The organism is Streptomyces sp. SL06, from assembly GCF_058244745.1.
The window spans coordinates 264,671-277,241 of sequence record NZ_JBSYOT010000002.1 but is presented as its reverse complement, the minus strand read 5'-3'; the positions used below and the strand labels follow the sequence as shown (position 1 = coordinate 277,241).

The window sequence follows — 12,571 nt, the reverse complement described above, 5'->3', positions numbered from 1 at the left end:
GCAGCTCACCGACGTCCATGGCACGCAGTGCAGGGAAACGAGGGAACTGAGTGCGCTCGTGGTACCGCCGCGCCGGTCGCATACGATCATTTCCGGCCGGCCCCGAGGACATCTTCCCGACCTCCCGGCTGCGCGAGGAGTCCGACCTGGCCCGGTGCCGTCCCCGGGACGCCACCGCCCTGCCGGACGCCTTCGTCGCCGCCCTGCGCACGGTCCTGCGACGCCTCCTCGCGGCCTGAAGCACGGCCAGCGCCCCCTAACATGGCCGCCATGGACGCCTTCCTCGACCGGCTCGACCCGGACATGTGCGTGGTGACGGCCGTGGCGCAGGGGGAGCGGGCGGGCTGCCTGGTCGGCTTCTCCTCGCAGTGCTCCATCGAACCCGTGCGGTTCGTCGTGTGGCTCTCCGAGGTGAACCGGACCTTCCGGGTGGCGCGGTCCGCCGACGTGCTGGCGGTCCATCTGCTCACCCGCGGCCGGCGCGGGACGGCCGAGGTCTTCGGCGGGCAGACCGGTGACCGGGTCGACAAGTTCCGGCAGGTCCGCTGGCGGGAGGGGTACGGCGGGGCCGCCGTGCTGGAGGAGGCCGAGGCGTGGTTCGTCGGCCGGGTCGTGCGGCGGGCGGCCGGGGGCGACCACGTGGGGTTCGTCCTCGAACCGGTCGAGTGGGGCGGGCGCGAGACGTCCGGCGGACCGCTGCTGCGGCTCGCCGACTCCGTCACCATCCGCCCGGGTCACCCCGTGGGCTGACCCGGGCTCCCGATGCGGTGCGGGTCAGCGTCCGCCGCCGCCCCGCTCGACGAGTGCCGCGGTGACCGCCCGGACGCTGCGCGCGATGTGCTGCAACTGCAGGACCTCGGCCGCGTAGAGCTTGATGGTGTGCTCGATGACCGACTCGGGCAGGCCGAGCCGGGGCAGGTCGGCCCGAGCCGTCTGCAGAGCGGTGCGGGCCACCCGGATCTCGTGCTGGACCTGGATCTGCGCATGACGGGCGAGCAGCACGGGGTGCCGGATCAGCGCCGGATAACCGGCGTAGCGGGCCGGCACCAGCTCGCGCAGCCATTTGGCCGCCGAGCGTTCCCAGTCGTAACTGCCGGGCGTCTTGACCTGGCACGGCCAGTCCGGGCCGATGCGCGTCGTCATCAAGGTCATGATCATCGCTTCCGGGTGTGCGGCGTCGCCGGGGTGGGGCGCCCCGGGTCGGCGCCGGGTCACGATCCTTGAGCAGTATTTATATATGCCATCATCTTTGCAAGACGTATGAAAACATTCATGCCTGATTCAAGGGTGCGCGTTCATTCCCGCAGGAAGAACTGGTGCTGGTCGGCGACCTGCTCGTACTCCTCCAGCCGGGCCTGCGTCCGCTCGGGATCGGCGTCGGTCATGGCCTGGAGCAGTGCCGCGCACATCACACCCGGCGCCGCGTAGGAGTCGAAGACCAGCCGTGACCCCGTGCCCGTGGCGAACGTGACGTCGGCCTCGTCCACGACGGGACCGAGCGCCAGGTCGGTGATCAGCGCCACCTTCAGACCGGCACCGCGCGCCACCCGGACCGCACCCAGGGTCTCGTGGGCGTGCCGGGGCATGGAGAAGGCCAGCACCCAGGTGCCGCCCGCCTCCCGGGACTGCAGCAGGGCGTCGTAGGCGACGCTGCCGCCGCGCGTCACGAGGCGCACGTCGGGGTGGACGCGGCGGGCGGCGTAGGCGAAGTACTCGGCGAGCGAGACGGAGATCCGCAGCCCGAGGACGGTCAGCGGCGCCGACGCGGCCAGCTTGCGGCCGACGTTGATGACCCGGTCGGCGTCGGCGAAGTCGCGCCGCAGATTCTCCAGGTTCTCGATCTCGGCGTCGACGGCAGCCTGGAGTTCGTTGCCCCGGTACTCCTCGTCCGGCGCCCCGCCGCGACCGCCCAGCGCGATCGACTGGAGCCGCTCCCGCAGCGCCGGGTAACCGCTGAAGCCGACCGCCGAGGCGAACCGGGTCACCGACGGCTGGCTCACCCCGACCCGGTCGGCGAGGTCGGTGATCGACAGGAACGCCGCCTCGGGGAGGTGCTCGATGAGGTACTGCGCGATGCGCCGCTGCCCGGGGGAGAGCCGGGGCCGGTCGAACAGGGTCCTGAGCCGGGACGTGGGGGAGACCTCCGTCTCCGGTGCCGCCCGTCCCGAGGTGATCGCCGACGCCTGTGCGCGTGCCTGCTGCGGCGATGGCAGGGGCGCGTCTCCCTTGTCTCCCACGGGGGTCAACATAGCCCACTCTCCGTGGTCGGCAGGGCGGTCCGACCGGCCTTCCCGGTGGCCGTCCGGCCCGGGGCACACCTGGTGCGAGACCGGAATCCGGCCCCCGCGGGGGATAGCACCGCGCCGGCCGGGAACCCGCCGTCACGGAAGGGACCACGGGCGAAAAAGGGCCCGCCGACACGGACGAGGAGTCGCCGACATGACCGTCCCGGAAGAGAACCGGCCGAAGACCGACACCACCGACGAGGTGCTCGACCAGCGCCGGCAGGACACGGACCGCCCGCCGGGCGGCACCGGCCGGACCCTGCGCGAGGCCCTGGAGGAGGCGCACGTCCGCCCCGACGACTACGACGAGGAATGACCGCCCGGCGACCGCGGCACGACCGCGCCGCACCCGGCCGACCGACCCCGAGCACCCCCGGCAGGTGACACCGCACGGGCGCCGTCGGCGCGCCGGAAAAGACTCCGGAAAGCCACTGGGAAGCGCTGTGGGCACGGATCCTCGACCGGGACCCGGTCGAACTCCTCGACGCCCTGCGCCGCGAATGCGGCGGCAACGCCGTGGTCTGCCCGGCGGGCCGGACCATGGTCCCCAACGCCTACGACGTGGCCCTCACCGGCGCCGTCCACGACGAACTGGCCCGCCGCGACGGGCGGGTGGGCCAGGTGCTCACCGACACGCCGGCCCGGCACGCCGAACGGCACGGGTACGAGTGGGCCGGCCCGCCGGCCGGGCACATCACCAGGTCGGACGACGTGCCCAACGGCCGCTACCGCGGGGCGAGCAGAGTGCTGCCGCAGGTGAGCGCCGAGGGCTTCCCGCAGGCCGGCGGCCGAGGCGCCGTGGCCTGACCGGTGGGTCGTACCTGCCCGGTCGTGGCGGAGGCGCCCACTGCCCGTCCGCGGGGCTCGTCTGCGGCGGTCACGGCGGCATCGCGCCCGGCGGCACCACCAGGTCGGCCCGGTGCCGGGTCGCCGCCACCAGGCCGGCGTTGCGGCGATCGGTGCCCAGTGCCCAGGCGAGGGCCTCCTCGGGAGACTTGCCGAACGCCTCGTGCCGGGCCACCAGCCGGCGCACACGCTCCTCCTCGGCCGGTGCGCAGAACCACACCTCGTCCAGGAGGGGCCGCACCCGCGCCCAGGCGCCGGTCTCCAGCAGCAGGTAGTTGCCCTCCGTCACCACCAGCCGCGCCGACGGCGGCACCGGCACGGCCCCGGCGACCGGCTGCTCAAGCGTCCGCTCGAAGCCGGGCGCGTACACGGTCTCGCCGTCCGTCTCCACGCGCAGCCGGCGCAGCAGCGCCGCGTACCCGGCCGCGTCGAAGGTGTCCGGCGCGCCCTTGCGGTCCCGGCGGCCGAGCCGGTCCAACTCGGCGTCCGCGAGGTGGAAGCCGTCCATGGGGACGTGCGCGACCCACGGCTCGCCGCTCCCGTTCAGCTTCCGCACCAGATGCCCGGCGAGCGTCGACTTGCCCGCGCCGGGGCTGCCCGCGATGCCCAGGACCGCGCGCCGGCCGTCCCGGGGCAGAGCGCGGGCGCGGACGAGGAGGTCGTCGAAGGTGAGTGGCACGCCCGACAGTGTGTCACCTGATCGGACCCGCTCCCGTGGGGAACTGTGTCGGGTATGACGACGCAGCTCGGACTTCCCGACGGCATCCAGGCCTGCCTCTTCGACCTCGACGGGGTCGTCACCAGGACGGCGGTGGTGCACGCCGCCGCCTGGAAGGAGACCTTCGACGCCTTCCTGCGCGAGCGGGACGGCGCGGACTTCCGCCCCTTCACCGACTCCGACTACGGCGAGTACGTCGACGGCCTCCCCCGCGCCGACGGCGTACGCTCCTTCCTCGCCTCCCGCGGCACACAGCTGCCGGAGGGCAGCCCCGACGACCCGCCCGACGCGCCGACCGTCAACGGCCTGGGCAACCGCAAGAACGAACTGCTCCTCGAGAAGATCCACACCGACGGCGTCGAGCCGTACGAGGGCACGCTGCGCTACATCGAGGCGGTGCGCGCCGCGGGCCTCGCCACCGCGATCGTCTCCTCCAGCGCCAACACCGAGGACGTGCTGCGCTCCATCGACGCCGAGCGCCTGTTCGACGTACGGATCGACGGCGTGGTGGCCCGCGAACGCGGACTGCCGGGCAAACCGCGCCCCGACACCTTCCTGGCCGCCGCCCGTGACCTGGGTGTCGAACCCTCCCGCGCCGCCGTCTTCGAGGACGCGCTCGCCGGCATGGACGCCGGCCGCTCAGGACACTTCGGCTACGTCGTCGGCGTCGACCGCGTGGGCCAGACCGAAGCCCTGTACGCCCACGGCGCCGACCACGTCGTCAAGGACCTCGCCGAGCTGGGAGGCCAGGCATGATCACCAACCGGACCTACACCGTCGAGCCCTGGTGCGTGCGCGAGACCGCCCTCAACCTCGACCTCCTGGCGCAGAGCGAGTCCGTCTTCGCCCTGTCCAACGGGCACGTCGGCTGGCGCGGCAACCTCGACGAGGGCGAACCGCACGGACTGCCCGGCAGCTACCTCAACGGCGTCCACGAACTGCATCCGCTGCCCTACGCCGAAGCGGGCTACGGCTACCCCGAGTCCGGCCAGACGGTCATCAACGTCACCAACGGCAAACTGCTGCGGCTGCTGGTCGACGACGAGCCGTTCGACCTGCGCTACGGGCGGCTCGTCAAGCACGAACGCGCCCTCGACATGCGGCGCGGCGTGCTGGAGCGGACCTGCGAGTGGACCTCCCCGGCCGGGACGACCGTCCGGGTGCGCTCCACCCGGCTCGTCTCCCTCACCCAGCGCGCCGTCGCCGCCGTGGAGTACGAGGTCGAGCCCGTCGACACTCAGGCCCGGGTGGTGATCCAGTCGGAGCTGGTCACCAACGAGAGCCTGCCCGACCCCGACGGCGACCCCCGCACGGCCAAGGCGCTCCAGTCCCCGCTGGAGCCGGAGGAGCACCTGGCCGTCGGATCCCGGCTGCGCCTGGTCCACCGCACCCGGCGCAGCGGTCTGCGGGTCGCCGTGGCCGCCGACCACGTCGTCGACGGACCCGAGGGGACCACCACCAGCCAGGAGAGCAACGTCGACGTGGCCCGCCTGACCATCACCTCCGTCCTGGACCCCGGACAGCGGCTGCGGGTGCGCAAGACGGTCGCGCACGGCTGGTCGGGCGCCCGCTCCCGGCCCGCGATGAGCGATCAGGTCGAGGCCGCGCTCGCCGCCGCCGCGCGTGGCGGCTGGGACGGCCTGGTGGCCGAACAGCGCGCCTACCTCGACGACTTCTGGGCGCGTTCGGACGTCGAGGTGCACGGCGACGAGGAGATCCAGCAGGCCGTCCGCTTCGCCCTGTTCCACGTACTGCAGGCCGGTGCCCGCGCCGAGCAGCGGGCGATTCCGGCCAAGGGACTGACCGGCTCCGGCTACGACGGGCACGCGTTCTGGGACACCGAGATGTTCGTGCTGCCCGTGCTGACCTACACCGAGCCCAAGGCCGTCGCCGAGGCGCTGCGCTGGCGCCAGGCCACCCTGCCCGCCGCCCGGGACCGCGCCGCCCAGCTCGGGCTGCGCGGCGCCGCGTTCCCCTGGCGGACCATCGACGGTTCGGAGGGCTCGGCGTACTGGCCGGCCGGCACGGCGGCCTTCCACGTGGCCGCCGACATCGCGCACGCCGCGGTGCGCTACACGGCGGCGACCGGCGACACCGTCTTCGAACGCGACACCGCCCTCGAACTGCTGGTGGAGACGGCCCGGCTGTGGCGCTCCCTCGGCCACCACGACCCCCACGGCGTCTTCCACATCGACGGCGTCACCGGACCCGACGAGTACAGCGCCGTCGTCGACGACAACACCTACACCAACCTCATGGCGCGCGCGAACCTCCTCGCCGCCGCCGAGGTGTGCGAACGCCACCCGGACGAGGCCGCCCGGCTCGGCGTCGACGAAGAGGAGAGCGCCGCCTGGCGGGACGCCGCCGAGTCCGTGCACATCCCCTACAACGAGGAGATCGGCGTCCACGAACAGGCCGCGGGCTACACCCGCCACCAGCGCTGGGACTTCGACCGCACCGGCGCCGACCAGTACCCGCTGATGCTGCACTTCCCCTACTTCGACCTCTACCGCAAACAGGTCGTCAAGCAGTCCGACCTCGTGCTGGCGATGTACACCTGCGGCAGCTGGTTCGACGCCCACTGCGACGAGGACCAGATCGCCGCGAACTTCGCCTACTACGAGCCGCTGACCGTACGCGACTCCTCCCTGTCCACGTGCTGCCAGGCCGTCATCGCCGCCCAGACCGGACATCTGCGCCTGGCCTACGACTACGCCGCCGAGTCCGCCCTGATGGACCTGGCGGACCTGGAGCACAACACCCGCGACGGACTGCACATCGCGTCGCTCGCCGGTACCTGGATGGCGCTGGTCGCCGGGTTCGGCGGCACCCGCCGGGAGGGCGAGAGCCTGCGCTTCACGCCCCGCCTGCCCGAGAAGTTCAGCCGCCTGGCCTTCCGGCTCCAGTTCCGCGGCCGGTGCCTGCGCGTGGAGATCGCCGCCGACAAGGCGACGTACACGCTGCTGAGCGGTGCGCCCCTGACCATCCACCACCACGGGAGCGCGGTGCGGATGAACGGGGACGGCCCCGTCAGCCGCGCCATTCCCGAGGCCAAGCGGCGGCCCACCCCCGAACAGCCGCCGCACCGCCGCCCCAACGCCCGCTGACCCACCGGGCCCGGCAGCGGGACGGGACGGCGCGTCCGGCCGAGTCCCGCCCTGCGCGGCGACGGCACGCGGGTTAGTTTGACCTTGCTTTCAGGCTTTATCCGGACCGCCCGCTTTGCCCGTTCCGCGGGCTCCCGCCCCGGGCCGCCGGAGGCGAGGACGAGCGGCCCCGCGGCACGCGGGGGTGAGGGGTGCACGATGGCCGACGGCGTGAACGCCCTTCTCGTCGGCCGGCTGCGGGGTGAGACGGCCACGCGGTCCGGCACCCCCCGGCTGCGCGGCGCCGCCCCGCTCGCGGCGGTCGCCGCCGCCTTCACCCTGCTCCAACTCGCCCTCGTCCACCCCTGGATGGGGCTCGGCTGGGACGAGACGGTGTACGTCAGCCAGGTCACCGCCCACCACCCCGCCGCCTTCTTCAGCGCACCGCGCGCCCGGGGCGTCTCCCTGCTGGTGGCACCCGTCGCCTCCTGGTCGGCCTCCACCGAACTGCTGCGCGTCTACCTCGCCGTACTGTCGGGCCTCGGCCTGTATCTCGCCCTGCGCACCTGGAAGGGCCTGTTCCCGGCCCGAGTCCTGGCCACGGCCGGCGCGTTCTTCGCCACCCTGTGGGTGACCCTCTTCTACGGCCCGCAGGCCATGCCCAACTACTGGGTCGCCATCGGCGCCCTGATCTGCGTGGGCTGCTTCCTGCGGGCCCGGCAGGGGCACTCCGGCCGGGCACCGCTGTGGGGCCTGGCGGCCGGGGCCGCGCTGATGGCGCTGATGCGGCCCACCGACGCGGTCTGGGCGGCCCTGCCCCTGCTCGGCATCGCCCTCGTACGCCGCCACTGGCCGCCGCTGCTCGCCCTCGCCGGGGGCCTCGCGGCCGGGGGAGGGGAGTGGGTGGTCGAGGCGTACGCCTGGTACGGCGGCCTCGGGGAACGGCTCTCCCGGGCCTCCGAGATCCAGGGCGGCCTCGGCTGGCACCTCGCCGTCGGCGACCAACTGCGCAGCCTGGGCGGACGGGGGCTGTGCCGCCCGTGCACCGGATCCATGCCGCACCCGGTGATCACCCTGTGGTGGCTGCTCCTGCCGGCCGTCGCCGTCCTCGCCGTCGTCGTCGCCGTCCGGGCCCGGCGCGCCGCCCGGACACTGATCCCGCTCGCCTGCGCCGCCACGGCCGCGCTGCCGTACCTGTTCCTGATCGGCTACGCGGCGCCCCGCTTCCTGCAGCCCGCCTACGCCCTCCTCGCCGTCCCGGTCGCCGACGCGCTGTGGCACCTGGTCAGGACCGGCCGGGGCCGCTGGCGCCCGGTGGCCGCGACGCTGGTCGCGCTCGTGCTTGCCGGGCACCTGGCGGTGCAGTTCGGCGTCCTCGCGGACACCGTCGGCCGCAGCGTCGAAAGCCGCCGGGACTGGGCCCGCACCGCCGACGCGCTGCACCGGCTCGGGGTCCGGCCGCCCTGTCTGCTCACCGAGCACGAGTCCATCCCGATCGGCTACTACGCCGGCTGCTCCTCCGGCGCGACCGGCGGCAACAACGAGAACACCACCGCCGCCGAGATCGCGGACACCGCCCGCCGGATCCCGGTCGCCGCCCTGACCGGACCGGGCGGCAGCCCGCCCGGCTACGCCCGCGACTGGACCCCGCACCGCGTCGCCGGTCTGGAGATCCGCGTCGCGCCCCCGGGTTAGAGATCGCGTATCGGGAAACGCGAACCGGACACGAGACGACGCGGCCGACGCGGCGCGAGAGGGAGGCAGCGATGGGCACGGACCCGATGGCCGATGACGCCTACCAGCCCACCGGAACCAACGAGGAGCAGGCGGACGCCGCGCCCCTCGACCTCGAGGACGCCGTCGACGAGCGGACCTACGACGACACACTCGACGAGGGCTACTCCCCGCCGGAGAAGCCCCTCGGTGTGACCAGGCACGGCACCACGGCCGCCGAGCAGCGCGCCGGCGAGACCCTCGACGAACGGCTCGCCGAGGAGGTGCCCGACGTGTCCGCACCGGACGGCGACGGAGTGGGCGACGAGCCCGGCGGCGAGGGCGAACCGGTCGACCCGGAGGCGGGCACCGAGCGCTCGGGGCGGCTGGTCGCCCCCGACGAGGGCGTACGCGAGGACACGACCAAGGAGACGGTCGCCGAGGACGTCGGCATCGACGGCGGAGCCGCGGGTGCCGAGGAGGCCGCCGTGCACGTCGTCGAGGACGAGACGGAACTGCCGGACCGCGACGACGCGTGACGGCGTGGGCGGGCCCCGGCCCGCCCAGCCGGCCCGCGGGTCAGGGCAGCAGCTTGTCCAGGGCCGCGGGCCCCTCCTCGGCCAGCTTGTGCCTGGCCCACTCCAGGTTCTCCGGGGTGATGTCCCGGCCGGCCGCCAGGACGATGTCCTCCGGGGACACCTCCGTGCCGGTGCGGGCGTGGAGCAGGCCGTCCGCGGTGACGCGGTCGTCGTCGGGCTGTGACATCGACATGATCAGTGCTCCTCGGTTCCGGATCGCTGCTTCGGTGCCGTGCTGTGTACGTCCCGAATATCCCGATAACACCATTCAACGCGGAAGCGTCCCGCGCATCCGGAGCACGGGAAGAAGGCAGCGGGACATCAGTGCCCGGACGGCGGCGAGGGAGTCAGGACGAGCATCGTGACATCGTCCCGCACCTCCGGGCAGAAGCGCACGAGGTCGTCCCAGACCCGCTCGGGAAGCGCGGCGGAGTCCTCGTCGGCGAAGGCGGTCAGCCGGTCGGCCAGCGGATAGAACGCGCCCCGGTCGTCCCTGGCCTCGACCACACCGTCCGAGGCGAGGAAGAGCCGGTCGCCGGGGCGCAGCGACACCGCGCGCGCCTCGATCGCGGCGGGGTCCGCGAGCCCGAGCCCGAGCGGCGTCCACGGCACGACCTCGATCTCCGTGGCCCGCGCGCCCCGCAGCAGCAGGGGCGGGGGGTTGCCGCAGACGACGACGCGTGCCTCCAGGGCGTCCGCGGAGAACTCCAGCAGCGCGGCCGTGGCGAACAACTCGTCGTGCCGCTCGTCCGCCGCGTCGACCAGCAGCCTGCGGTCGAGCCGCCGGGCCACCGACGTGAGCTGCGGCTCGTCGAGCACCGCCTCCCGGAACGCCCCCAGCAGCGAGGCGACCGTCGACACCGCCGACAGACCGTGTCCCTGCACGTCCCCCGTCACGACCCGTACGCCGAAGGGCCCCTCCCGTACGTCGAAGAAGTCGCCCCCGACGAGCGTCCCGCGCTGCGCCGCCCGGTACAGCCCCGTGCAGCGCACCGTCCCGACCCGCTCGGGCAGCGGGGGCGCGACGGCACGCTGCGCGGCCTCGGCCACCGTGCGTTCCAGGTCCAGCTGGGCGTCGCGGCGGCTGCGCACGAAGGACACGAAGACGCTGAGGACGGCGACGAAGACGATGGTCAGCAGATCGGCGTTGCCCGGCCGGTCCAGCTCGAAGGCCGGGATGTTCAGCATCGCGATCACGGCGCCGCCCAGCAGGGCGGTCGCCATCGGGCTGTACGACAGGACGGCCAGCGGCGGGATGGCCCCGAGCAGGAAGCCGATGTCGAGGGGGTCGTGGCTGACGAACGTCACCGTGCAGATCGCCACGGCGAGAGCCGGCGGCAGCACGCGTACCCAGCGGGGCGGCGGGGCCCCGCTCAGCCAGCTCTTTCGGTCCTCGCCCCGGCGTGGTCGCCAGCCGGACACCTTTCGCACACCACCACGCTCCTACGCCGCCCCGGCTCCCGCACGCCGGGCGGTGCGGTGGCGCGGTGCCTACAGGGCGCCGAGCGTCAGCCGGAAACCGGTGGGCGCCGAGTCCTGGATGTAGGAGGCGAAGTCGGCCACGTCGTCGAAGGCGAAGCCGTACGCCCTGCCGTCCTCGGTGGCCGCGTGCACGGCCTTCGCGTAGTGGTTGGTCAGGCCGGTCCCGTAGAACTGCGCGGTGTCCGTCGTCGGCTGGTCGGCCGAGGAGAGCAGCGTGGAGCGGTTGAAGCCGGCGCCCAGGACCGCGGCGACGGGACCGGTCGTGCCGTCGTTGGGCGCGGCCAGGGCGCCGTCGCAGAACAGCACGTCGCGGGTGGAGGGCCTGGCGAAGGACACCTGGGCCGGCCCGTCGAAGGTCAGCCGGTCACCGCGGACCCGGCCGGTGAAGGTCCCGGCGTCGGTGGTGATCCTCAGATCCCTGCCGGTGTAGGTGCTCCACACCTCGTCGATGTAGGGGGCGAGGTAGTCCTCGGGGAACAGCCCGGCGTCCAGACCGTGCCCGGGGGCGATCACGCGGGTGTCGTCCACGACCAGCGGCGCGAACTCCTCGGCCTTCCGCAGCGCCTCGAAGACGGCCGCCCGCCCGCCCGGCCGCACGGTGCCGGTCGTGCGGTCCTGGTCGCCGGTCAGCCGGATGCTCAGCGGCACGCTGAACATGTCGACCATGGTGGTGTTGCAGAACATCCCGGCGGAGTTGTGGGTGAACTCGGCGCAGTCGTGCAGCACCCCGTAGTTGGGGTCGGACTCGACCCAGCCCGCCGGGTACTGGAGCGCGGCGTTTCCGGCGCCGTCCTCGACGACCTTGAACCTCAGCTTCTCGCCGAGGGACACGTAGATCCGGCCGGACAGGTACGGCAGGCTCAGCGCGGTCTCGCCGCTGCCGGCGAGGCCGATGGCGTAGTCGGTGTAGCCGTCGGGGCCGTTGTCCGACAGCGCCACGGGTGCGACGGTGCCCTCGGGGGTGACGCGTACCTGCTGGCCGTCCTGGTTGCCGACGATGTACACGTGGACATCGGCGTTGCCGAAGGTGCCGGTGCTGTTGACGATCGTCAGCGGCAGGGCGCCGGCGGCCTTGGCGGCGGCCGTGCCGTCGTCCGGGGTGACACCCGCGAGGGCGTGCGGGGCGACGGCGGCGATCACGGGCGCGGCCACGGCCGCTCCGCCGAGGGCGACGAGCAGCTTGCGGCGGCCGAGCGAGCGCTGGTGACGAGGGGTCATGTGGGGGTCTCCAGAGGGATCGGGACATGACGGTGCGAGAGCGGAAACCCGTGAGCGGAGTCTGAGAGCGCTCTCGCGCCGTGCGGCGATGGTACGCAGACCGGATGCCCCGGCCAACCGCCGTCTCCCGCCCCCAAGCCCGTTGTCCCAGCTCGGACTTGGGGCGTCCCGGGGCCGCGCGGGGACGCTTAACCGGTGTTTAGGACCCGCTTAACCCGGGCCGGGAAACCGGCGGGGTGGCATCCTGGCCCGCACGGTGATCGGCGGCGCGGGCGAGGCGGAGGCGGCATGGGGTTCGAGGGGGAGACCTGGTACGTGCGCGGGGTGCCCGACGCCGGGCCGGACGGGGGAGCCGGTGCGCGGATCGGGGAGATCCTGATCGACGACGCCGACTTCCCCTGGTTGTCGGGCCGGTTCCGGGCCGGTCCGGCGTACGGCGCCGTCCAGGACCTGTTCGCCCACGAACTCGCCCTCGCCCTCGCGGAGCGGGACGACGCGGAGCACTGGACGCGGTGGGAGGCGGTCTGCGCCGAGATCGAACGGCGCGTGCGGCTGATCTCGCCCGACGGGCCGGTCGCCGCGTTCCTGCTGCACGTCAAGGGCGACCGGGCGTGGTTCCGGTGGAGCGACGGCTGAGCGCGGTCA

At 73.6% G+C, this 12,571-nt stretch carries 14 protein-coding genes and 1 pseudogene; 9 read left to right on the top strand and 6 right to left on the bottom strand.

The genetic code is table 11. The features are described 5' to 3' along the window. Nucleotides 1-50: 50 nt before the first annotated feature. Nucleotides 51-239, top strand: a complete 189-nt coding sequence (locus AC4IHM_RS01625) for a hypothetical protein (RefSeq protein ID WP_490865280.1) — start codon at nt 51-53, stop codon at nt 237-239. Between the two features lie 22 nt (nt 240-261). Beyond that, entirely contained in the window at nt 262-750 is a 489-nt protein-coding gene (locus tag AC4IHM_RS01620) for a flavin reductase family protein (protein ID WP_490865279.1), read from the top strand. Between the two features lie 24 nt (nt 751-774). Here AC4IHM_RS01620 and AC4IHM_RS01615 read toward each other — a convergent pair whose 3' ends face one another. Then, nucleotides 775-1,152: a hypothetical protein gene (locus AC4IHM_RS01615; protein ID WP_490865278.1), complete on the bottom strand. Its 378-nt coding sequence runs from the start codon at nt 1,150-1,152 to the stop codon at nt 775-777. Nucleotides 1,153-1,295: 143 nt separating this feature from the next. After that, nucleotides 1,296-2,213 carry a MurR/RpiR family transcriptional regulator gene (locus tag AC4IHM_RS01610; protein WP_490870733.1) on the bottom strand — a complete coding sequence of 306 codons (918 nt, stop codon included), beginning with the start codon at nt 2,211-2,213 and terminating at the stop codon, nt 1,296-1,298. A 226-nt stretch (nt 2,214-2,439) separates the two neighbouring features. On the opposite strand from AC4IHM_RS01610, the gene AC4IHM_RS01605 reads away from it, so the two are divergent. Then, nucleotides 2,440-2,601 carry a hypothetical protein gene (locus AC4IHM_RS01605; RefSeq protein WP_490865277.1) on the top strand — a complete coding sequence of 54 codons (162 nt, stop codon included), beginning with the start codon at nt 2,440-2,442 and terminating at the stop codon, nt 2,599-2,601. A gap of 77 nt (nt 2,602-2,678) precedes the next feature. Then, nucleotides 2,679-3,092: pseudogene (locus AC4IHM_RS01600) on the top strand (FhaA domain-containing protein); the annotation flags it as partial. A gap of 70 nt (nt 3,093-3,162) precedes the next feature. Here the strand turns inward: AC4IHM_RS01600 and AC4IHM_RS01595 are convergent. Next, the gene (locus AC4IHM_RS01595) at nt 3,163-3,810 is read right to left on the bottom strand and encodes a nucleoside/nucleotide kinase family protein (protein ID WP_490865276.1); all 648 of its coding nucleotides are present in this window, start codon (nt 3,808-3,810) and stop codon (nt 3,163-3,165) included. Between the two features lie 54 nt (nt 3,811-3,864). Between AC4IHM_RS01595 and AC4IHM_RS01590 the strand changes: the two genes are divergently transcribed. The 4 genes from AC4IHM_RS01590 to AC4IHM_RS01575 all read left to right on the top strand — a co-directional run bounded on the left by AC4IHM_RS01590 (nt 3,865) and on the right by AC4IHM_RS01575 (nt 9,187). Continuing rightward, nucleotides 3,865-4,605: a beta-phosphoglucomutase family hydrolase gene (locus AC4IHM_RS01590; protein ID WP_490865275.1), complete on the top strand. Its 741-nt coding sequence runs from the start codon at nt 3,865-3,867 to the stop codon at nt 4,603-4,605. Beyond that, entirely contained in the window at nt 4,602-6,956 is a 2,355-nt protein-coding gene (locus AC4IHM_RS01585; protein WP_490865274.1) for a glycoside hydrolase family 65 protein, read from the top strand. Before AC4IHM_RS01590 ends, AC4IHM_RS01585 begins: the two co-directional genes overlap by 4 nt. A 198-nt stretch (nt 6,957-7,154) precedes the next feature. After that, the gene (locus AC4IHM_RS01580) at nt 7,155-8,630 is read left to right on the top strand and encodes a hypothetical protein (protein WP_490865273.1); all 1,476 of its coding nucleotides are present in this window, start codon (nt 7,155-7,157) and stop codon (nt 8,628-8,630) included. A 71-nt stretch (nt 8,631-8,701) separates the two neighbouring features. Continuing rightward, nucleotides 8,702-9,187 (top strand): DUF5709 domain-containing protein, encoded by a 486-nt coding sequence (locus AC4IHM_RS01575; protein WP_490865272.1) that lies wholly within the window; start codon nt 8,702-8,704, stop codon nt 9,185-9,187. 40 nt (nt 9,188-9,227) lie between these two features. Here the strand turns inward: AC4IHM_RS01575 and AC4IHM_RS01570 are convergent, their stop codons facing one another. The 3 genes from AC4IHM_RS01570 to AC4IHM_RS01560 all read right to left on the bottom strand — a co-directional run bounded on the left by AC4IHM_RS01570 (nt 9,228) and on the right by AC4IHM_RS01560 (nt 11,926). Then, a complete protein-coding gene (locus AC4IHM_RS01570; RefSeq protein WP_490865271.1) occupies nt 9,228-9,419 on the bottom strand; it encodes a hypothetical protein in 192 nt (63 codons plus the stop codon). A gap of 128 nt (nt 9,420-9,547) precedes the next feature. After that, nucleotides 9,548-10,657, bottom strand: coding sequence for a PP2C family protein-serine/threonine phosphatase (locus AC4IHM_RS01565; RefSeq protein ID WP_490865270.1), 1,110 nt, complete (start codon nt 10,655-10,657; stop codon nt 9,548-9,550). 60 nt (nt 10,658-10,717) lie between these two features. Continuing rightward, on the bottom strand, nt 10,718-11,926 hold the full coding sequence (locus AC4IHM_RS01560; protein ID WP_490865269.1) for a glycoside hydrolase family 64 protein: 1,209 nt from the start codon (nt 11,924-11,926) through the stop codon (nt 10,718-10,720). Nucleotides 11,927-12,214: 288 nt separating this feature from the next. On the opposite strand from AC4IHM_RS01560, the gene AC4IHM_RS01555 reads away from it, so the two are divergent. Further along, nucleotides 12,215-12,562 (top strand): hypothetical protein, encoded by a 348-nt coding sequence (locus AC4IHM_RS01555; protein ID WP_490865268.1) that lies wholly within the window; start codon nt 12,215-12,217, stop codon nt 12,560-12,562. Nucleotides 12,563-12,571: the final 9 nt, after the last annotated feature.

Excerpts from the sequence above, each read along its gene's own strand:
- AC4IHM_RS01620 (WP_490865279.1), top strand. The coding sequence starts at position 262 with ATGGCCGCCATGGACGCCTTCCTCGACCGGCTCGACCCGGACATGTGC.
- AC4IHM_RS01615 (WP_490865278.1), bottom strand. The coding sequence starts at position 1,152 with ATGACCTTGATGACGACGCGCATCGGCCCGGACTGGCCGTGCCAGGTC.
- AC4IHM_RS01605 (WP_490865277.1), top strand. The coding sequence starts at position 2,440 with ATGACCGTCCCGGAAGAGAACCGGCCGAAGACCGACACCACCGACGAG.
- AC4IHM_RS01590 (WP_490865275.1), top strand. The coding sequence starts at position 3,865 with ATGACGACGCAGCTCGGACTTCCCGACGGCATCCAGGCCTGCCTCTTC.
- AC4IHM_RS01585 (WP_490865274.1), top strand. The coding sequence starts at position 4,602 with ATGATCACCAACCGGACCTACACCGTCGAGCCCTGGTGCGTGCGCGAG.
- AC4IHM_RS01580 (WP_490865273.1), top strand. The coding sequence starts at position 7,155 with ATGGCCGACGGCGTGAACGCCCTTCTCGTCGGCCGGCTGCGGGGTGAG.
- AC4IHM_RS01575 (WP_490865272.1), top strand. The coding sequence starts at position 8,702 with ATGGGCACGGACCCGATGGCCGATGACGCCTACCAGCCCACCGGAACC.
- AC4IHM_RS01570 (WP_490865271.1), bottom strand. The coding sequence starts at position 9,419 with ATGTCGATGTCACAGCCCGACGACGACCGCGTCACCGCGGACGGCCTG.
- AC4IHM_RS01560 (WP_490865269.1), bottom strand. The coding sequence starts at position 11,926 with ATGACCCCTCGTCACCAGCGCTCGCTCGGCCGCCGCAAGCTGCTCGTC.
- AC4IHM_RS01555 (WP_490865268.1), top strand. The coding sequence starts at position 12,215 with ATGGGGTTCGAGGGGGAGACCTGGTACGTGCGCGGGGTGCCCGACGCC.